This window comes from Comamonas sp. 17RB (assembly GCF_030056555.1).
GTDB lineage: Bacteria > Pseudomonadota > Gammaproteobacteria > Burkholderiales > Burkholderiaceae_C > Comamonas > Comamonas terrigena.
This window is the reverse complement of the sequence record NZ_JASHHY010000014.1, coordinates 12,682-31,126: the sequence shown is the minus strand read 5'-3', so window position 1 is coordinate 31,126 and position 18,445 is coordinate 12,682. Positions and strand designations below refer to the sequence as shown.

Genomic DNA, 18,445 nt, shown 5'->3' with positions numbered 1-18,445 from the left:
CCAGCCAACTTCTGTCGCCAACATGCCAAGCATTGCCCCCACGGCGCCGCTGCGCGCCGGCAAAGCGTCTGCCTATGTGGAAACGCTCACGCCCCATCTCTATGTGCCCACGGTACAGCGGCCGGTGCGCGCCAAGTGCCGCTGGCTGGCGGGGGACACCCAGGTCAAGCCCCACCGCCACCCCTGGGCGCAGCTGGCCATTTCCACCACCGGCACCATCCGCCTGACGGTGGCGCAAGGCACGTACATCGTGCCGCCCTCCCGCGCGCTGTGGGTGCCGCCCGACATGGAGCATGCCGTCACCATGGTGGGCGATGCGGACCTGCGCACGCTGTACTTCTACCAGCCCGACGGTCGCTGCGGGCCCGGCGTCAGCCGCCAGGAGGAAGCGGCCTGGCGCCAGTGCCGCGTGCTCAATGCCTCGGACCTGCTGCGCGCCGTGGTGCGCGAGCTGCCCACCCTGCCCGACGACCGCCTGCAGCTCAGCCCGCAGGACCGTGCGCGCGAGCACCATCTGAGCGCCCTGCTGCTGGACGAGCTGCGCCGCGCCAGCGCCGTGCAGCTGGGGGTGAACCTGCCGCAGGACAAGCGCCTGCGCGGCCTGTGCGAGGCCGTGCTGGCCGACCCCACGCGCTACGCCACGCTGGAAGACTGGGCGCGCGACACCGGCGCCAGCCCGCGCACCGTGGCGCGGCTGTTCCGCCAGGAGCTGGAGTGCACCTTCACCCAATGGCGCCAGCAGGTGGTGCTGACCAAGGCCGTGGCCATGGCGGCACGCCAGCATTCCATCCAGCACATTGCCACCTCGCTGGGCTATGGCCCCAGTGCCTTCAGCGCCATGGTCAAGCGCACCATGGGCATGGCCCCGGCACGCTTTTTCGGCCTGCACAGCGGCCAGGAAGACGGCGGACTTTGACCCAAGGGCCGCCGGCCCGCTTAGCCGGTCGGACCGCTTATTTGCGCAGCCCCCAGCGGTTGCGCTGCGGGGGCGGTGGGGGCGGACGGTGCTTGATCCGCGGGGGCTGGCGGTGCGGGTAGATGGCGCTCCAGGCCTGCTCCTCCGGTGAGGGCGGGTGCGCATCCAGCGCCTGCTGCACGGTCTCTGCGGCATCCGGCCACAGCGGCAGCTGGTAAATGTGCAGCGTATGGCCTGCGGCGGGCAGCGATACACGTGCCTCCACATCCGGCACGGCGAAATCCAGGCTCACCAGCCAGCTGCCCGAGTACATCTCGCCCTCGGCCTTGAGCGCGGCACGGGACATGCTTTCGGGCCGCTGGAACAGGTAGACCATGTCGTAGGCGCCCCAGTCCTCGGCCCAGATGTCGCCACGGCGCACCTTGGCCCAGGGGCAGCGCAGCGCGCTCACGCAGCGCAGCGGCCAGCTCCACTCCAGCCCCTCCAGCTGCGCCCGGGGATAGGCGGCACGCAGTGCCTGCAGGCCGTCGCCCATGCCGCAGCCGGCATCCAGCACCAGGGCGCCATCGGGCAGCGGCACATGCTGCGGCAAGGCATCCAGCGCGCCCGCCGGCGTGGGGAACACCGGCGCATCCCGCCAGGCATTGAGCGGATAGACCAGCAGCAGCAACACCAGCGGCACCAGCCAGGCCCAGGCGGGCAAGCCCACCACGCCGACCACCGCCAGCGACAGCGGAAAGCCCAGCGCAATCATGCAGCGGCGCCACCAGCTGTGGCCCCACAGGCTGGCCACCGTGCCCACGGCACAGCCCACGCACAGCGCCAGCCAGACCGGCAACACCCGCCCCAGTGCCACAAAGGCCGCCCAACTTGCGGCCCAGGCCAGCAGGGCCGGCAAGGGCCAGCTCCGCGCGAGAAATGGAAGAAAAGCAGGCATGGATGCAACAGCAAAAGGTAGAAATTGGTAACAGCACAGGATAGCAACAGACAGCCGCCTTGCATCGGCTCCCGCCTCCTCTGCAAGGCGCTCCAGCGCCCTCCGGGCGTGGCGACCGTTGCATTCTCTACGCTCCGGCTGCTGCACCGCCGCTTGCGGTGGATTGGCAAGCGACGGTGTTCTCCGGCATATTCATGTTTTACAGCGTGAATAGCAATTGATTGCGTTTGTTACTATCAGCGGTTTCGATCTTTCACCCGACAGATTTTTCCTTTCAGGAGACACCATGCACCCAATGTTGTGGACCGGCTCGTTGCTCGCGCTTTCACTGGTGGGCTGCGCCGCACAATCTCCTGCGGAGCAGACGGCGCGTCCGGAAACCGTGCGCATTTGCCAGGGCAATGTCTGCGCGGACCAGCACCGCAGCGCCACCACCTTCCAGGGCACCCCGGTGGATGCCGAAGCAGAGCGCCGCATGCAGGCCCTGACCCAGCTGGCCGAGCGCGACCCCCGCGCCGCCTACGACCTGGGCATGCGCCTGCTGCGCGGAGATGGTGTGGAGCGCAACAGCTACCAGGCCATCGAATGGCTGCGCAAGGCCGGCGATGGCGGCCACCTGCCGGCCCAGGTGGCGCTGGGGCGCATGTACCTGACCGGTGTGGAAGAGATGGGCGCAGATCCGGCAGAAGCCGAATCCTGGCTCAGTCGCGCCGCCGCCCGAGGCGACCGGGAATCCCAGAAGCTGCTCAAGGAGGCCCAGGCGGCCAAGCAGGACGAGCAACGCCTCTACCAGATCCGCGACGCCTACCGCAAATCCTGGGGCAGCTGGTACTACAGCGCGCCGTATTACTGGGTCTGGAACTCCTCCGGCTGGAATCTGCGCTGACGCGCAGCGGCCTGCCGGACCTCCATTTTTCATCCACTCTTTTTCTTAGCGAGTCCTCTGTTTATGTCCAAGACCACTTCCGCCCTCCGCTGGGTTGCCATCGCCACATCGCTGACCCTCGCAGGTTGCGTCACCCCTGGCGGCGGCACCATCTCCACGGGCACGGCCCCCACGGCCGCCACGGGTGCGGCAGGTGGCGCCAGCAGCGTGAACGCCAACCCGACGCTGGAGCGTTGCGATGCCCCTCTGGGCACCCTGGCCGTGGACGATGGCCGCAACAAGGAGTGGTATGCCAGCTTTGGCGCTGCCACCAAGATCACCACCATCGAGCCACTGATCCGCCTGGCCGTGCAGCAGTCCAACTGCTTCGTGATCACCTCGGTGGGCAACAACCGCACGGAAAGCAAGCTGTCGGCGATCACCGACAAGCAACGCAATTCCGGTGAATTCCGCGCCGGCTCCAAGCAGCAAAAGGGCCAGCGCGTGGCGGCCGACTACTACATGGAACCGTCGATCATCATTGACAACGACGCCACCGGCCAGCTCGCCGCGGGCGTGGGCGGCCTGTTCGGCGGCGTGGGTGCCCTGGTGGGCGGCGCCATGCAGAGCAAGGCCTCCGTGGTCACGCTGAGCATGTTCGACATCCGTTCGGGCGTGCAGATCTCCATCTCCGAAGGCAATGCCACCGCCACCAATTTCGGTGCCGCACTGGGCGGCCTGGGTGGCGGTGCTGCAGCCGGTCTGGGCGGCTTCTCGCGCTCGCCGGAAGGCAAGGCCACCGTGGCAGCCTTCATGGATGCCTACAACAACATGGTGGTGTCGCTGCGCAACTACAAGGCGCAGGAAGTCAAGGGCGGCCTGGGCCGCGGCGGCCAGCTGAAGGTCGGCAAGTAAGCGCCCGGCGCTGCACGAAAAAAAGCCTCCATCCGGAGGCTTTTTTCATGGGCGGTTGCCCGGTATCCGGCGGGACCGGGCTCAGCCGCGCAGGCGTTCGATCAGCCCGTTGAGCTCGTCCAGCGATCCGAACTGGATGGCCACCTCGCCCATGTCCTGCACCTTGCCGTGGCGCTTCACGCGCTTTTTGACGCGCACTTCCACCTGGGCCATCAGCAGGTCGGAAAGCTCTTCTTCCACGCGCTGCACATCGCGCGATTTGGACACTTTCTTGGCCTTGGCTGCGGCCGTGCCGTCGTTCTCTTCGGTGATCTTCTTGACCAGGCCTTCGGCCTCGCGCACCGACAGCTTGCGTGCCGCAATCTGGTTGCCGGCCGTGATCTGGCCGGCCTTGTCCAGCGCCAGCAGCGCACGGGCATGGCCCATGTCGATGTCGCCGGCCATCAGCATGGTCTGCACCGGATCTGCCAGGTTCAGCAGACGCAGCAGATTGGAGGCGGCCGAGCGGCTGCGGCCCACGGCCTGGGCGGCCTGTTCGTGCGTCAGGCCGAATTCCTGCACCAGGCGCGCCAGGCCCTGGGCTTCTTCCAGCGGATTCAGGTCTTCGCGCTGGATGTTCTCGATCAGCGCCATCGCGGCGGCGGCTTCGTCCGGCACATCCCGCACCAGCACCGGCACGCTGTCCAGGCCCGCCAGCCGGGAGGCGCGGAAACGGCGTTCGCCCGCGATGATCTCGTACTTGCCGGCGTTCGCACCCTGGCCCAGCAGGCGCACCAGGATGGGCTGCATGATGCCCTGGGCCTTGATGCTTTCCGCCAGCTCGTACAGTGCGCCTTCGTCCATGCGCGTGCGCGGCTGGTACTGGCCGGCCACCATCTGGTCCAGGTTCAGCGTGCTAGGCTGGCCGGTCTGCACGGCTTCGGCCTGGGCCGCCTTGTCATCCACCTTGGGGCCGAGCAGTGCTTCCAGGCCACGTCCCAGGCCCTTGGGTTTCTTGGTTGCCATGGTTCAGTTGTCTTTCATCAGTTGTTCCAGCAGGGCGTGGCCGGCATCCCAGTCGCCCAGCCCGCTGGCCGTGTTGATATGGCCCGCAGGGCCTGCATCCACCCACTGGCTGCCCCAGGCCTGGGCAAACTGCCGCGCACGCGCCTGGGCGCAATACGGGTCGTTGCTGCCGCTCACCAGCACCGAGGGGAAAGGCAGGGCCTGCAGGACCACCGGCGACCAGCCTGGCAGCTGCGCGCGCAGGTCCGGCTGTTCCACGTCACCCGGAGCCACCAGCAAGGCTGCCCGCACCTGGGTGCGCGCCAGCGGGGAATGGGCCGCCCACCAGGCCGCCAGAATGCAGCCCAGGCTGTGTGCCACCAGCACCACCGGCGCCGGAGCATCGACCAGATGCTCCTGCAGCCGCGCCGACCAGTCTCCGCGCAGCGGGCGCTGCCAGTCGTGCTGCTCCAGGCGCTGGTAACCGTAGCGCTGTTCCCAGCGGCTTTGCCAGTGGTCGGCGTCGGAGTTCTGCCAGCCGGGCAGCAGCAGCACATCCGAAGGGGTGAAAGAGGCCATTGCTTTGCTTTTCATAGCTGCCGGTGCGCCCGGTAAGGGCCGCGGCAGCTGGTTGTCTTCATGTTCAGACGCGCATCTTCTTGATGCGGCCCACCATCTCTTTGGCAAAGGTGATGAAGGCCTTGCTGCCCTTGGCGGACGGGTCGAACACCACGCCCGGCAGGCCGTAGCTGGGGGCTTCGGCCAGACGCACATTGCGGGGGATGACGGTGTCGAATACCTTGTCGCCAAAGTGGTCCTTGAGCTGGTCGCTGACCTGCTGCTGCAAGGTGGTACGGGGGTCGAACATCACGCGCAGCAGGCCGATGATCTGCAGGTCCGGGTTCATGTTGGCGTGCACCTGCTTGATGGTGTTCACCAGATCGGTCAGGCCTTCCAGCGCGAAGTACTCGCACTGCATGGGCACGATCACGCCGTGGGCCGAGCACAGGCCGTTCAGCGTCAGCATGGACAGCGAAGGCGGGCAGTCGATCAGCACGAAGTCGTAGTCGCCGTCGACGGTGCTCAGCGCGCCCTTGAGGCGTTCGTTGCGGCGTTCCAGCGACACCAGCTCGATCTCGGCGCCGGACAGCTCGCGGTTGGCGCCGAGCACGTGGTAGCCCACCTGCTCGGAATGCACGGCGGCTTCCTTGACGGAGGCGTTTTCCAGCAGCACGTCATACACCGTCAGCTCCAGGGCGCGCTTGTCCACGCCCGAGCCCATGGTGGCATTGCCCTGGGGATCCAGATCGACCAGCAGCACGCGCTGGCCGATGCTGGCCAGACCGGCTGCCAGATTCACTGCCGAAGTGGTTTTGCCGACGCCACCTTTTTGGTTGGCGACACAGAAGATTTTGGCCATAGTTTTTTAGCTTACTTGGAGATGGCCAACTTGAGGCCAAAACCGATCAGAAACACACCTGCTGTCTTATTCAGCACACGCACCACCACGGGATTGGCCCGCAGACGCTGGGCCATGCGGGCCGTCAGCAGCACCACCACCACGCTGTACAGCGCCGTCAGCAGCGCCACCGTGGCGGCCATGACTGCAAAGGTCAGCACGCCCCGGTGCTGGACAGGATCGACAAACAGCGGAAAGAACGCCATGTAGAACACGATGGCCTTGGGGTTGAGCAAGGTGATCAGGGCGCCCTGGCGGAAATACTGGCGTGGTGCCATCTTCAGCACCGGCGCATCGCCGGGCTGGGCCCGCAGCATGCGCCAGCCCAGCCAGCCCAGATAGGCCACCCCCAGGTACTGCACTGCATGGAACAGGGCCGGGTGCGCAGCCAGCAAGGCCGACACACCGGCCACCGCCAGCCACATCAGCACCTGGTCCGCGGCGATCACGCCCAGTCCGGTGACCATGCCGGCACGCACGCCGTCCTGGCCAGTGGAGGTGATCAAGGCCAGATTGCCTGGCCCGGGAATGAGGAGAAAAAGAAGAATGGCGACAACGAAAGCGCCGTAATCAGCCACGCCCAGCATGCATGTACCCTGCTCTATCAAAGCGCCGAGTTTATGCGACCGCTGCCTGCAGTGCAGCTTCCAACTGCAACCACTGAACCAGTGCGCTCAGCCAATGGGGCGCAACCAGACGATGCAGCGCTCCGCATCCAGGCCGGGAACCTGCAATGGTTCCACGTGAAACACTTGCACATCGCCGCCCAGCGCCGCCATCTCGTCGTCGGGCTTCTTGCCCTTCATGGCGAACCAGATGCCTTGCGGCGCGATGGCGGCACGCGACCAGGTAGTGAAATCAATCAGCGAGGCGAAGGCCCGGCAGCTGACGATGTCGTACGGTCCCTTCAGGCTTTCCACCCGGGCGTGGATGCCCTTGAGGTTGGGCAGCTTCAGCGACACCGCCGCCTGCTGCAGGAACGCCGCTTTCTTGGCCACGGTGTCCACGCAGTGCACATCCACCTCCGGGCAGCACACGGCAAACACCACGCCCGGCAGACCCCCGCCCGAGCCCACATCCAGCTGCGCCACCCGCTCGCCGGGCTGGCGCCCCAGGCTGGCCACATGGCGGCGCAGCGCGGGCACGGCGGCCAGGCTGTCCAGCAGGTGATGGGTCATCATCTCCTGCGGATCGCGCACGGCCGTCAGGTTGTAAACCTTGTTCCACTTCTGCAGCAGGTCGAGGAAGGCCATCAGGGTGTCGATCTGCGCCGCCCCCAGGCCCAGGTTCAGTTGCTGGGCGCCCTGCTCCAGCTGGGACCGCAGTGCCGCGCTCATGCCTGTTGCTCCGTGCCGGTGGCGGCTGCAGGCGCAAAGCCCTTGAAGCCGCCCTTCTTCAGGTGGATCATCAGCAGCGAGATCGCCGCCGGCGTGACGCCGGAAATGCGCGAGGCCTGGCCCAGGGTCTCGGGCCGGTGCTTTTGCAGTTTCTGGCGCACCTCGATCGACAGGGCCGCCACCTGCATATAGTCCAGCTCGGCCGGCAGCTTCAGCGATTCGTAGTGGGCAGCGCGCAGCACCTCTTCCTTCTGGCGGTCAATGTAGCCAGAATACTTGGCGGCAATCTCCACCTGTTCCAGCACATCGTCGTGCAGGTCGCCCAGCGTTTCACGCGACACCTCGGCCGCTTCATACTTGCCGCCGTCCATGCCCACCAGAGCGGCATAGGCCACCCCCGGGCGGCGCAGCAGGTCGAACAGGTTGTATTCGTGCTCGATGCTCTTGCCCAGTACGCGTTCGGATTCGGCTGCAGGCAGATTGCGCGGATTCACCCAGGTGGCCTTCAGGCGTTCTGTTTCACGTGAAACAGCATCGCGCTTGCGGTTGAAGAGCTCCCACTGCGCATCGCCCACCACACCGAGCTGGCGACCGATTTCGGTCAGGCGCATATCGGCATTGTCTTCACGCAGCTGCAGACGGAACTCGGCGCGGCTGGTGAACATGCGGTAGGGCTCGGTCACGCCCTTGGTGATCAGGTCGTCGACCAGCACGCCCAGATAGGCTTCGTCGCGGCGCGGCATCCATGGGCCTTGGCCGCGCGCCTGCAGACCGGCATTGATGCCGGCGAACAGGCCCTGGGCCGCAGCTTCCTCGTAGCCCGTGGTGCCGTTGATCTGCCCTGCAAAGAACAGGCCCTGGATCTGGCGGGTCTCGAAACTGCTCTTCAGGCCACGCGGGTCGAAGTAGTCGTACTCGATGGCGTAGCCGGGGCGCAGGATGTGCGCGTTCTCCAGCCCCTTCATGCTGCGCACCAGCGCGTACTGGATGTCGAAGGGCAGCGAGGTGGAGATGCCGTTGGGGTAGTACTCGTGCGTGGTCAGGCCTTCCGGCTCCAGAAAGATCTGGTGGCTGTCCTTGTCCGCAAAGCGGTTGATCTTGTCTTCCACACTGGGGCAGTAACGCGGGCCCACCCCTTCGATCTTGCCGGTGAACATCGGGCTGCGGTCAAACCCGCTGCGGATGATGTCGTGCGTGCGTTCGTTGGTGTGCGTGATCCAGCACGGCATCTGCTGCGGGTGCATGGCGGCATTGCCGCGGAAGCTGAACACCGGCACATGGCCTTCGTTCATGCCGCCGGGCATGCCGTCGCCGGGCTGCTCGGTGCACTGGCTGAAGTCGATGCTGCGGCCATCGATGCGCGGCGGCGTGCCGGTCTTCAGGCGGCCCTGGGGCAGCTTCAGCTCCTTCAGGCGCGCCGACAGCGTGACCGCGGGCGGATCGCCGGCGCGGCCGGCTGCATAGTTGTCCAGGCCCACGTGGATCTTGCCGTCCAGGAAGGTACCGGCCGTCAGCACCACGGTCTTGGACTTGAACTGGATGCCCACCTGGGTGACCGCACCCACCACGCGGTCGCCCTCCACCATCAGGTCGTCCACCGCCTGCTGGAACAGCCACAGATTGGGCTGGTTCTCCAGCATCTCCCGGATCGCCGCCTTGTACAGGATGCGGTCCGCCTGGGCCCGCGTGGCGCGCACGGCCGGGCCCTTGGAACTGTTCAGGATGCGGAACTGGATGCCGCCCTGGTCGGTGGCCAGCGCCATGGCACCGCCCATGGCGTCCACTTCCTTGACCAGGTGGCCCTTGCCGATGCCACCGATGGACGGATTGCAGCTCATCTGGCCGAGGGTCTCGATATTGTGGGACAGCAGCAGCGTCTTGCAGCCCATGCGGGCGGCAGCCAGTGCGGCCTCGGTGCCGGCGTGACCGCCGCCGACGACGATCACATCAAATTCTTGGGGGTACAGCATGTTGTTCAACTCCGTCGCGGGCGGCATCGCCATGCCACCCGAGGTCTTGGCAGTGCAGGCAACAGGCTGCCACTGCCGCCGGCGTCTGTGCAGGCCTTACGCGCTGTCACCCCGGCATTCCGCGCTGCGTTCAAATGTGCAGGCGCGTGCAAACCGTTGATTTTCCCACCCTTTGCCCGCCTTGTCTTTCGCCCAGGCTGGAACCGCGGTTTTCACCGCGCCTGGACACCGCAGGCCCTGCCGCCTCCCGGCGTGTTCCACGTGAAACAGCGCAGCGCCCCGTGCACCCGGCCTTGTGTCCAGCAGGGATTTGGCAGCCGGGCGTGCGGCGATTTAGCATGTGCAACTGTGTTCAACCCCCTGCCCTGCGTGGGCATGCCACACACCATGAAGCTTTACTACAGCCCCGGCGCCTGCTCCCTGTCCCCCCATATCGTGCTGGAAGAAGCCGGCCTGCCCTACGAAGCCATTCTGGCCAGCACCAAGACCCACACGCTGCAGGACGGCACGGACTTCTACACCATCAACCCGCTGGGCTATGTGCCCTTCCTGGTGCTGGACAACGGACAGACCCTGCGCGAAGGCCCGGTGATCGTGCAGTACATCGCCGACCAGGTGCCTGCCAAGCAGCTGATTCCGGCCAGCGGCACCCTGGAGCGCTACCGCGTGCAGGAATGGCTGAATTTCATCGGCACCGAACTGCACAAGGGCTTTGGCCCGCTGTTCAACCCCAGCACCCCCGCCGATTACAAGCCCACCATCCTGGCCCAGCTGCGCAAGCGCTTCGCGTGGGTGGAAAAGGAGCTGACCGGCAAGGACTATCTGACCGGCGCCCAGTTCTGTGTGGCCGATGCCTATCTGTTCACCGTCTCCAACTGGGCCCAGCATGTGGGCCTGGAACTGGGCGACCTGCCGCAGCTGCAGGCCTACCGCCAGCGCGTGGGCAGCCGCCCTGCCGTGCAAGCCGCGTTGCGTGCCGAAGGCCTGGCCAAATAAGCCGCCGCTGAAAGGCCGATGCACAGACCGTGCAACGCTGCCGCCAACGAAAAAGGCCTCCAACTGGAGGCCTTTTCATATCTGGAGCAGATCTGGAGCAGGTCAGCTCAGCAGAGCACGCTCTTCCTTGCGCGGGGCTGCAGCCACCTTGGGCTGAGCGCGCGGCGCCGCCACCGGCCGGCCGGCGCCTGGCAGGCTGCCAACCGCAGCGGCCGGAGCACGGCTGCCGTGCTGCACCTGCAGGCTCTGGTCCAGGTGGAACTGGTTGACCACCTGGGCCAGGCGGCCCGCCTGGTCACGCAGCGAATCGGCGGCGGCCGAGGCCTCTTCCACCAGCGCGGCGTTCTGCTGCGTCATGCGGTCGATATCGCCCACGGCCTGGTTCACCTGGCCAATACCCGACGACTGCTCGTTCGAGGCCGCAGTGATCTCGCCAATGATGTCGCCCACCCGGCGCACGCTGTCGACGATTTCCTGCATGTTCAGGCCCGCCTCTTCCACGTGGCGCACGCCGCCGTCCACGGCACTGACGCTGGTCTGGATCAGGCGCTTGATCTCGTTGGCGGCTTCGGCACTGCGGCCTGCCAGCAGGCGCACTTCCCCGGCCACCACGGCAAAGCCACGGCCCTGCTCGCCGGCACGGGCCGCTTCCACCGCCGCATTCAGCGCCAGGATGTTGGTCTGGAAGGCAATCGAGTCGATCAGGCCGATGATGTCGCTGATCTTGCGGCTGGAGGTGGAGATGTCCTGCATGCTCTGCACGGCCTGCTGGACGATGGCGCCGCCGCGCAGTGCGGTGTCGCTGGCCGAGCTTGCCAGCTGGTTGGCCAGCTGGGCCGAACTCGCGGTCTGCTGCACCGTGGAGGTCAGCTGCATCAGCGACGCCACGGTCTGCTGCAGGTTGCTGGCGGTCTGCTCGGTGCGGCTGGACAGATCGGTGTTGCCCATGGCAATTTCCTGGCTGGCCGTGGCAATGTTGCCGCTGGCGTCGTGCACCTGGCCCACCATCTGGTTCAGGCTGCGGCGCATTTCCTGCAGCGCGGTTTGCAGGTCCGCCACTTCATCCTTGCCTTCCACCTGCATCTGCTGGGACAGATCGCCCTTGGAAATGGCCAGCGCCATGCGGCGGGCAATTTCCAGCGGGCGGCAGATGGACACCATGTTCAGCAGCGTCAGCGGCGCCACCACCAGCACCGTGATCACCACGGACAGCAGGAACAGCCACTGGGTCTGCGTGGCGGCTTCGCTTTCGTTGCGCTGGGCGGCATCCGCCTCGTCCTGCAGCACCTGGGCCAGCTTCTGCACCAGGGTATCCACTTCCACCAGCTCGGCCATGGCCTTGTTGCCCATGCGGTAGGCGATGGTGGCCGTGTCATAGCCATTGGCTTCCAGCTGGCGCACCACCGGCTCGAACTGCTTCTGGTAGTTGTCCATGCGCTGCATCAGCTCCTGCACGAGCGCATCGTCGGCATCGCTGACCTCCCCCACGAACTTCTGAGACACGGCCTTGACCTGCTCCAGCCCCTTGAGCCACGACTCCTTGGCCTTGGTCACGCGCTCCGGGTTTTCGTACTGGATGATCATGTCCTTCTCGTGCTGGCGCACCAGACCCAGGCTGGCGCGCAGCTGGGACAGGTGCTGGGCCTTGGTGTACGAGGTTTGACGGAAATCCTGGCTCATGTCCTGGATGCGGAACATGCCCCACATCCCGGCCCCTCCCAGCAGGCCCAGCAGCACCAATACCACCGCGATGGCGCCCAACATGCGCAACCTGATCGTGAAACCCCGCATGAGTGCAAACACATTCATGACCGCAAACCTCCAAAGCACTGAGCAACAGACAGATCCAGCTGAACACACAGGATTTCCACGTCCGTCGGCGTCATATTGCAAATAAATGCAAATTCTGGATAGAAGTGTCAAAGTTTGCCAGACATCGCCCCTTCGTGGCCTGGGGAAACTGACGGGAATTCCCCGGGAATACGGGGTTTCAGTCACTCTGGCAACTTCCTTCGTCTCTTTGTGCAGTGCAGCATCTCCATCCCCTGCCTTCCTGGTTTCACGTGAAACCATCCGCGCCATGGCGGGGGACTGCAAAACCGGCTTGACTTTGCCATCATGTGAAGGTTCATCATGGACCCATCCCAGGCAGCACACCCATCCGGGTCCGCCTCTTTTTTCTCAGGAGAACCACCATGGAACATGAATTTCACGTTGAAGGCATGACCTGCGGCCATTGCGAGCGCGCCGTCACCAATGCGGTGCACGAAGTCGATGCATCGGCCCAGGTGCAGATCGACCGGGCCCAGAAGAAAGTGGTGGTGCAGAGTGCCGCCGAACGCGAGGCCCTGCGCCATGCCATCGCCGAAGAAGGCTACCAGGTCGCCGCCTGAGGCGGCGGCGCCGGCCCACTGGCCGGTGCCCATTGGTGACGCCGCACGCCTGGCCGGCGTGTCGGCCCGCATGGTGCGGCATTACGAATCGCTGGGTCTGCTGCCCGAAGTGGCCCGCACCGACAGCGGCTACCGCCAGTATGGTCCGGCCGACGTGCACACGCTGCGCTTCATCCGCCGCTCCCGCGATCTGGGCTTTTCCATGGAAGAGATCAGCCTGCTGCTGGGCCTGTGGCGCGACCAGGCACGCAGCAGCGCCCAGGTCAAGCAGATTGCCCAGCAGCACATTGCCGAACTGGGCGAGCGCATTGCCGCCATGCAGGCCATGCAGCGCAGCCTGCAGTCGCTGGTGTCCTGCTGCCGGGGCGATGACCGCCCGGACTGCCCCATCCTGGACGATCTGGCCGCGCCGGAACTCGCCCCCCCGCACTGAAGCGACATCCCCACCACCAGGGCCCCTCCGCATCCGGTCACGCAGATGACCAGGGCGGCGGGGCTTTGCATTTCCAATGTGCAAACGCACAATTTGCGGCTGGACCCGGCACAGCGAGGCCGCGCCAGCACCCCGACCACTTTCTCAGGAGACAAGCATGAGCCAGACCCGCGAGGTTTTCCTCGTCAGCGCAGCCCGCACCGCCATCGGCACTTTCGGCGGCAGCCTCAAGGATGTGCCCAACACACAGCTGGCCACCACCGCCGTGAAAGCGGCCATCGCGCGCGCCGGCATCGCCCCCGATGCCGTGGGCCATGTGGTCATGGGCAATGTGATCCCCACCGACACCAAGGACGCCTACCTGTCGCGCGTGGCCGCCATCGATGCCGGCTGCCCCATCGAAACCCCGGCCTTCAATGTGAACCGCCTGTGCGGCTCCGGCCTCCAGGCCATCGTGTCCGCCGCCCAGGCCATTGCCCTGGGCGACTGCGATGTGGCGATTGGCGGCGGCGCCGAATCCATGAGCCGCGGCCCCTATTTCGACCTGGCCTCCCGCTGGGGCCAGCGCATGGGGGACGCCAAGAGCATCGACTACATGCTGGGCATCCTGCACGACCCCTGGCAGAAGATGCACATGGGCATCACGGCCGAGAACGTGGCCGAGCGCTACCGGATCTCCCGCAGCATGCAGGACGAACTGGCCGTGCTGAGCCAGCAGCGCGCCGCGGCCGCCATCGAGGCCGGCCGTTTCAAGGAGCAGATCGTTCCGGTGGAAATCGCCAGCCGCAAGGGCTCGGTGCTGTTCGACACCGACGAACATGTGCGTGCGGCCACCACACTGGAAACCCTGGCGGGCATGAAACCCGCCTTCAAGAAGGAAGGCGGCTCGGTCACGGCCGGCAATGCCTCGGGCATCAACGATGGTGCTGCCGCTGTCACCCTGGTGGCCGGCGAGCGCATGCAGGCCCTGGGCGTCAAGCCGCTGGCCCGCCTGGTGGGCTATGCCCATGCCGGTGTGGAGCCGGCCTATATGGGCATCGGCCCGGTGCCCGCCACCCAGAAGGTGCTGGTCCGCACAGGCCTGAAGATCCAGGACATGGACGTGATCGAGGCCAACGAAGCCTTTGCCGCCCAGGCCTGCGCCGTGATCCAGGAACTGGGGCTGGACCCCGCCAAGGTCAACCCCAATGGATCGGGCATCTCGCTGGGCCACCCCGTGGGCGCCACCGGCGCCATCATCACCACCAAGGCGGTCTACGAGCTGCACCGCACCGGTGGCCGCTATGCGCTGGTGACCATGTGCATCGGCGGCGGCCAGGGCATTGCCGCCATCTTCGAGCGCGTCTGACGCCCGCCCGGCGCGGGGGCTTTCCGCCCCGTGTTGATGCCGGGTTCCAGCCTCCATCCGAGCAGCTGAAACCCGGCATCCGCAACGACAGCTGCGCTAAGACAAGCTCTGTCACACATCCCGGGCCGCGCCACCGTCTGTTGCGCTGCGCGCGCCCTATCATCCGAGCCTTGACCACCCTGCTCCCGTGCCTCCCATGGAATCCCTGCTGCCCCGTCTGAGCCACACCCTCGTTCATGCCAAGTCCCTGGAGGAGCTGACCCGCCCCCTGCTGGACATGCTGCAGCAGGTGACCAAACTGGATTCCACCTACCTCACCCGCATCGACCTGCCCCACAGCCAGCAGCATGTGCTGTACACCTGCAACCGCGGCCGGCTGGAGATGCCCGAAGGCCTGGTCGTCCCCTGGCAGGACACCTTGTGCCGCCGCGCGCTGGAGGACCGCCAGCCCTATACGGCGGATGTGGTCTCCAGCTGGGGCGATTCCGAGGCCGCCCGCGCCCTGGGCCTGCACACCTATGTCAGCGCCCCGGTGCGCCTGCCCCAGGGCCAGCTCTACGGCACGCTGTGCGCTGCCAGCGGCGTCGAGCAGGCCATGCCCGACGGTGCCATGGCCACGCTGGAGCTGTTCGCCGGCCTGATCGGCCAGCAGGTGGAGCGGGAGCTGCTGCTGCAAGAGCTGCAGCAACGCAATCTGGAGCTGGCCAACTATGCGCTGACCGACGCCCTCACCGGCCTGCCCAACCGCCATGCCCTGATGGAGGAACTGCCCCGCATGTGGTCCCGGGCCGAGCGCGATGGACGCAGCGTGCTGCTGGCCTTCATCGACCTGGACGGCTTCAAGCAGATCAACGACCAGCACGGCCACGAAGCAGGCGACCAGCTGCTGCAGACCGTGGCGCGCCAGCTGCTGAATGCGCTGCGCGACAGCGACTTTGCCGCACGCATCGGCGGCGATGAGTTCGTCATGGTGGGCACCGGCCCGGAGATTTCGCAATCGGCGACCCAGGTGCTGTACGCGCCTGGCGCTGGCCACCCAGTGCGATGTGGCCGTAGCGGAGGATCTGCTGCACTACCCCGGCGCCAGCGTCGGCGTAGTGGCCGTGCACCCGGCACAGACCAGCACCGAGCAGGCCCTGGCCCTGGCCGACGCCGCCATGTACGAGAACAAAACGCGCCGTCGCACGCGTTCCGGCATCCACTGAGGTCCTGCCCTACCACCACCCTCTAAAAGGGCTTACAGGGCCGTTTTGCTCCAAACCGGGGCATGGCGAACCACAGGCAAAAGCTTGGGCTAGGATGGCTTCATAGCGTATCCCTAGCCAAGCCATGCCTTCGTTAGCGCCAGACTTCCTCACAGCCCTGGGCATGATCGGCCTGGCTGCCTGGGTGCTGGCCTGGGTGATCTGGGTGCTGGGGCGGCCGTTCTGGTACCAGGGCCTGTCCCAGGGGCTGTGGTGCAACACCCTGATCGGCATGGCCTATCTGCTGCTGGCCCTGGTCAGTCGCAACGCCAGCCTGGCGCTGCTGATGGCCGCCTTGCTGCTGGTCTGTCTGGCCACCTCCTGTTTCACCATTGCGCTGCAGCGCTTTCGCCAGAGCGACCGCCTGGTGCGCGACAGCCTGATCCTGTTTCTGCCCCAGGCCATCACCATGGCGTTGGCAGCGCTGCTGCTGCCGCAGGACTGGGGGCTGTTCCACCGCCTTCATGCCGCCCTGCTGCTGGGCCAGCTGCTCTACCTGCTGTGGCTGCTGCAACGCATGCGCCGCAGCACGCCGGGCAGCGGCTGGGTGCTGGTGGTGGTGGCGGTGCTGGCGCAGAGTCTGGCCCTGCTGCCGCTGATCGTGCAGGAGACCTCTCCCCTGCCGTTTTCGCGCCAGCGCCTGTCGGTGTACGAGCAGTTGGCGCTGTGGAGCGTCTGCCTGACGCTGTTCGTGAACCTGGTGCTCTCCAGCATCGGTCTGCTGCTGATGCTGCACGACCGCCAGGCCGCGCTGGACCAAGACAAGGCCCGGCTCGATCCGCTGACCCAGCTGCCCAACCGCACGGCCCTGGTGCAAGGCCTGCTCGACGCCATGGCCCAGGCCGTGCACACCGGCACGCCCTTGTCGGTGGTGGTGCTGGACATCGATTTCTTCAAGCGCATCAACGACAGCCACGGCCACCTGGTGGGCGACCGGGTGATCCAGAGCGTGGCACACACGCTGCAGAGCCAGCTGCGCAAAGGCGATCTGGCGGCGCGCTACGGCGGGGAGGAATTCGTGCTGCTGCTGCCCCACACCCATTCCGCCGAGGCCTTGCCCCTGGCCCAGCGCCTGTGCGATGCCGTGCGCCTGAGCCCATTGCAGCTGAGCACCGGCCCCCGCCTGGAGTTCACCATCAGTGTGGGGGTCTATACCGCCCAGCTCCAGCAGCCCAGCCCGTGGGAAGCCCTGGTGGCGGCCGCCGATGCCGCCATGTACGAAGCCAAGCGCAACGGCCGCAACCGGGTGGTGCTGGCACAGCCCACGGCAGAGTCGCTGCGTTTCTTTGAGCGCAGCCACCGCGACGCGCCGTTTTGAAGGCGCGGCTGCGGCCCCGCCACCACCTTCAGAACGGCACGCTCTGCGGATCGGTGTCCACCGGGGCTTCGGCCGGCCCGGTCACCTTGCCGCCCTGCCCGGCCGGCCTGCCACCGGCCACGCGCACTGCCAGGGTTTCGGTCCCCGAGCCCGACGGCTGCAATGCCGCAGGCAGGTCCTGGCCCAGCTCGGTACGGCCTTCACCGCCCAGGGCGTCGATCAGGTCCGGAATCAGGCGGCTCAGCTCACCGGTGGCAATCGCCACATCGGTGTCAAAACCGCCTTCATCGCCGGCCTCATCCAGCACGCTGTCCAAGAAGGCAATCTTCTTGACCTGCAGGGTGTCGCTCAGCACAAAGCTCACGCGGTCATCCCAGGTCATGGCCAGCTTGGTCGGCAGCTTGCCCTGCTCCACATGCTGCTTGACCTCGTCGATATCCAGCGGGTGGCGTGCGTAGCGCACCACCGCCTTGGATTCGTCTGCGGCCTTGAGCTCGCATTCGCGGTCCACCGAAAAACCCACCGGCGGCTCCTGGCTGATCAGCCAGTGCGCCATGGCTGCCTGGGGACTGGTCTGCGTATCGAGCAGCGCCACGCCAAAGCCCTGCAGGCTTTCGACCAGCAGCGTCACCACCTCGTCGGCACGGCCCTGGGCACCGGTGTCCAGCACCAGCAGCTTGGCCTGCGGATCCAGCCAGACCCACATGGCCCCCTGCTTGGTGAAGGCCATGGGCAGCAGGTCCAGCTTGGCTTCGTCCTTGAGCTCCTGCTTTTCCTTTTTGCCCGGTTTGCGGCCGAACTCTTTTTCAATCGCTTCGGCCTTCTCCGCCACCTTGCGGTTGAGCACGCTGGCGGGCAGCATCTTGCTCTCGCTCATATAGCGCATCACCCATTGGCCGCCAACGCTTTCGGCCAGCAGCCCATGCTCTTCGCCACGCGGCGGCACCCAGCCGGAAGACTTTTCCTGCGTCGCTCCACAGGGGGTGAAAGGCGTCTTTTGCAGCGCTTCTTCCATCTGTTCCAGTGCACCCTGCCATTGCGCCGCAATGCGGTACACGATCATGTTCTTGAACACGCAGCAACCTCTTTTCTGTGTCATGCAGCGCAGCGGCTCCGTCGGCGCTGCGCCTTATCCAAACCATGGCTACCCACGCCGACCTTGTGGCGTGGAAATTCCTCACTTTGCCCATTGTGGACCACCCTGCCCTGCCAGGTACGGGGTGCAGAGGGTCTCCAGGCTTCGCATTACTTTACACAGCATCACGGTTTCCACATGGAACGCTTACAGACAGTCCCCACACTTGCATTCAAGCGCTGCAACCAAGCTGCA

Annotated in this window: 17 protein-coding genes and 1 pseudogene; 9 read left to right on the top strand and 9 right to left on the bottom strand. The window is 66.2% G+C overall.

Translation table 11 applies throughout. The features are described 5' to 3' along the window. Positions 1-22: 22 nt before the first annotated feature. A complete protein-coding gene (locus QM470_RS20815; RefSeq protein ID WP_218333291.1) occupies positions 23-916 on the top strand; it encodes an AraC family transcriptional regulator in 894 nt (297 codons plus the stop codon). A 187-nt stretch (positions 917-1,103) separates the two neighbouring features. Here QM470_RS20815 and QM470_RS20810 read toward each other — a convergent pair. Continuing rightward, positions 1,104-1,853 (bottom strand): annotated as a pseudogene (locus QM470_RS20810) (class I SAM-dependent methyltransferase); the annotation flags it as partial. A 286-nt stretch (positions 1,854-2,139) separates the two neighbouring features. Here QM470_RS20810 and QM470_RS20805 point away from each other — a divergent pair. Together QM470_RS20805 and QM470_RS20800 are read left to right on the top strand one after the other, a co-directional pair. Continuing rightward, on the top strand, positions 2,140-2,739 hold the full coding sequence (locus tag QM470_RS20805) for a tetratricopeptide repeat protein (RefSeq protein WP_283340594.1): 600 nt from the start codon (positions 2,140-2,142) through the stop codon (positions 2,737-2,739). A gap of 63 nt (positions 2,740-2,802) precedes the next feature. After that, positions 2,803-3,633 (top strand): hypothetical protein, encoded by an 831-nt coding sequence (locus tag QM470_RS20800; RefSeq protein ID WP_283340593.1) that lies wholly within the window; start codon positions 2,803-2,805, stop codon positions 3,631-3,633. Positions 3,634-3,714: 81 nt separating this feature from the next. On the opposite strand, the gene QM470_RS20795 is transcribed toward QM470_RS20800, so the two are convergent. The 6 genes from QM470_RS20795 to mnmG all read right to left on the bottom strand — a co-directional run bounded on the left by QM470_RS20795 (position 3,715) and on the right by mnmG (position 9,383). Beyond that, positions 3,715-4,638, bottom strand: coding sequence for a ParB/RepB/Spo0J family partition protein (locus QM470_RS20795; RefSeq protein WP_280012999.1), 924 nt, complete (start codon positions 4,636-4,638; stop codon positions 3,715-3,717). 3 nt (positions 4,639-4,641) lie between these two features. After that, the gene (locus tag QM470_RS20790) at positions 4,642-5,196 is read right to left on the bottom strand and encodes an RBBP9/YdeN family alpha/beta hydrolase (RefSeq protein WP_502846872.1); all 555 of its coding nucleotides are present in this window, start codon (positions 5,194-5,196) and stop codon (positions 4,642-4,644) included. Between the two features lie 64 nt (positions 5,197-5,260). Beyond that, the gene (locus QM470_RS20785) at positions 5,261-6,037 is read right to left on the bottom strand and encodes a ParA family protein (RefSeq protein ID WP_066538506.1); all 777 of its coding nucleotides are present in this window, start codon (positions 6,035-6,037) and stop codon (positions 5,261-5,263) included. Between the two features lie 11 nt (positions 6,038-6,048). Continuing rightward, entirely contained in the window at positions 6,049-6,663 is a 615-nt protein-coding gene (locus QM470_RS20780; protein ID WP_283340591.1) for a LysE family transporter, read from the bottom strand. A gap of 87 nt (positions 6,664-6,750) precedes the next feature. After that, positions 6,751-7,413, bottom strand: a complete 663-nt coding sequence (gene rsmG, locus QM470_RS20775; RefSeq protein WP_283340590.1) for a 16S rRNA (guanine(527)-N(7))-methyltransferase RsmG — start codon at positions 7,411-7,413, stop codon at positions 6,751-6,753. Further along, positions 7,410-9,383 carry a tRNA uridine-5-carboxymethylaminomethyl(34) synthesis enzyme MnmG gene (mnmG, locus tag QM470_RS20770; protein WP_283340589.1) on the bottom strand — a complete coding sequence of 658 codons (1,974 nt, stop codon included), beginning with the start codon at positions 9,381-9,383 and terminating at the stop codon, positions 7,410-7,412. Before mnmG ends, rsmG begins: the two co-directional genes overlap by 4 nt. A 387-nt stretch (positions 9,384-9,770) precedes the next feature. Between mnmG and gstA the strand changes: the two genes are divergently transcribed. Continuing rightward, the gene (gene gstA, locus QM470_RS20765) at positions 9,771-10,379 is read left to right on the top strand and encodes a glutathione transferase GstA (protein WP_066538889.1); all 609 of its coding nucleotides are present in this window, start codon (positions 9,771-9,773) and stop codon (positions 10,377-10,379) included. Between the two features lie 102 nt (positions 10,380-10,481). On the opposite strand, the gene QM470_RS20760 is transcribed toward gstA, so the two are convergent. After that, on the bottom strand, positions 10,482-12,188 hold the full coding sequence (locus tag QM470_RS20760) for a methyl-accepting chemotaxis protein (RefSeq protein ID WP_272970389.1): 1,707 nt from the start codon (positions 12,186-12,188) through the stop codon (positions 10,482-10,484). Between the two features lie 386 nt (positions 12,189-12,574). Here QM470_RS20760 and QM470_RS20755 point away from each other — a divergent pair, with 386 nt between their 5' ends. The 5 genes from QM470_RS20755 to QM470_RS20735 all read left to right on the top strand — a co-directional run bounded on the left by QM470_RS20755 (position 12,575) and on the right by QM470_RS20735 (position 17,115). Then, a complete protein-coding gene (locus tag QM470_RS20755) occupies positions 12,575-12,772 on the top strand; it encodes a heavy-metal-associated domain-containing protein (protein ID WP_066538495.1) in 198 nt (65 codons plus the stop codon). Then, on the top strand, positions 12,735-13,205 hold the full coding sequence (gene cueR / locus QM470_RS20750) for a Cu(I)-responsive transcriptional regulator (protein WP_280012987.1): 471 nt from the start codon (positions 12,735-12,737) through the stop codon (positions 13,203-13,205). Before QM470_RS20755 ends, cueR begins: the two co-directional genes overlap by 38 nt. 157 nt (positions 13,206-13,362) lie before the next feature. Beyond that, positions 13,363-14,553, top strand: a complete 1,191-nt coding sequence (locus tag QM470_RS20745) for an acetyl-CoA C-acyltransferase family protein (protein ID WP_283340588.1) — start codon at positions 13,363-13,365, stop codon at positions 14,551-14,553. A 196-nt stretch (positions 14,554-14,749) separates the two neighbouring features. Continuing rightward, entirely contained in the window at positions 14,750-15,784 is a 1,035-nt protein-coding gene (locus QM470_RS20740) for a sensor domain-containing diguanylate cyclase (RefSeq protein WP_349307072.1), read from the top strand. 98 nt (positions 15,785-15,882) lie between these two features. Beyond that, entirely contained in the window at positions 15,883-17,115 is a 1,233-nt protein-coding gene (locus tag QM470_RS20735) for a GGDEF domain-containing protein (RefSeq protein WP_283340587.1), read from the top strand. A 28-nt stretch (positions 17,116-17,143) separates the two neighbouring features. Here the strand turns inward: QM470_RS20735 and QM470_RS20730 are convergent, their stop codons facing one another. After that, complete coding sequence (locus tag QM470_RS20730) at positions 17,144-18,190, bottom strand: recombination-associated protein RdgC (protein WP_283340646.1); 1,047 nt, start codon at positions 18,188-18,190, stop codon at positions 17,144-17,146. Positions 18,191-18,445 lie beyond the last annotated feature (255 nt).

What these genes read in the sequence shown, in the direction of transcription:
- rsmG (WP_283340590.1), bottom strand. Translation starts at nt 7,413, where the DNA reads ATGAGCGCGGCACTGCGGTCCCAGCTGGAGCAGGGCGCCCAGCAACTG.
- QM470_RS20740 (WP_349307072.1), top strand. Translation starts at nt 14,750, where the DNA reads ATGGAATCCCTGCTGCCCCGTCTGAGCCACACCCTCGTTCATGCCAAG.
- QM470_RS20790 (WP_502846872.1), bottom strand. Translation starts at nt 5,196, where the DNA reads ATGGCCTCTTTCACCCCTTCGGATGTGCTGCTGCTGCCCGGCTGGCAG.
- QM470_RS20800 (WP_283340593.1), top strand. Translation starts at nt 2,803, where the DNA reads ATGTCCAAGACCACTTCCGCCCTCCGCTGGGTTGCCATCGCCACATCG.
- QM470_RS20815 (WP_218333291.1), top strand. Translation starts at nt 23, where the DNA reads ATGCCAAGCATTGCCCCCACGGCGCCGCTGCGCGCCGGCAAAGCGTCT.
- QM470_RS20780 (WP_283340591.1), bottom strand. Translation starts at nt 6,663, where the DNA reads ATGCTGGGCGTGGCTGATTACGGCGCTTTCGTTGTCGCCATTCTTCTT.
- cueR (WP_280012987.1), top strand. Translation starts at nt 12,735, where the DNA reads ATGCCATCGCCGAAGAAGGCTACCAGGTCGCCGCCTGAGGCGGCGGCG.
- gstA (WP_066538889.1), top strand. Translation starts at nt 9,771, where the DNA reads ATGAAGCTTTACTACAGCCCCGGCGCCTGCTCCCTGTCCCCCCATATC.
- QM470_RS20735 (WP_283340587.1), top strand. Translation starts at nt 15,883, where the DNA reads ATGCCTTCGTTAGCGCCAGACTTCCTCACAGCCCTGGGCATGATCGGC.
- QM470_RS20745 (WP_283340588.1), top strand. Translation starts at nt 13,363, where the DNA reads ATGAGCCAGACCCGCGAGGTTTTCCTCGTCAGCGCAGCCCGCACCGCC.
- QM470_RS20795 (WP_280012999.1), bottom strand. Translation starts at nt 4,638, where the DNA reads ATGGCAACCAAGAAACCCAAGGGCCTGGGACGTGGCCTGGAAGCACTG.
- QM470_RS20785 (WP_066538506.1), bottom strand. Translation starts at nt 6,037, where the DNA reads ATGGCCAAAATCTTCTGTGTCGCCAACCAAAAAGGTGGCGTCGGCAAA.
- QM470_RS20760 (WP_272970389.1), bottom strand. Translation starts at nt 12,188, where the DNA reads ATGAATGTGTTTGCACTCATGCGGGGTTTCACGATCAGGTTGCGCATG.
- mnmG (WP_283340589.1), bottom strand. Translation starts at nt 9,383, where the DNA reads ATGCTGTACCCCCAAGAATTTGATGTGATCGTCGTCGGCGGCGGTCAC.
- QM470_RS20755 (WP_066538495.1), top strand. Translation starts at nt 12,575, where the DNA reads ATGGAACATGAATTTCACGTTGAAGGCATGACCTGCGGCCATTGCGAG.
- QM470_RS20805 (WP_283340594.1), top strand. Translation starts at nt 2,140, where the DNA reads ATGCACCCAATGTTGTGGACCGGCTCGTTGCTCGCGCTTTCACTGGTG.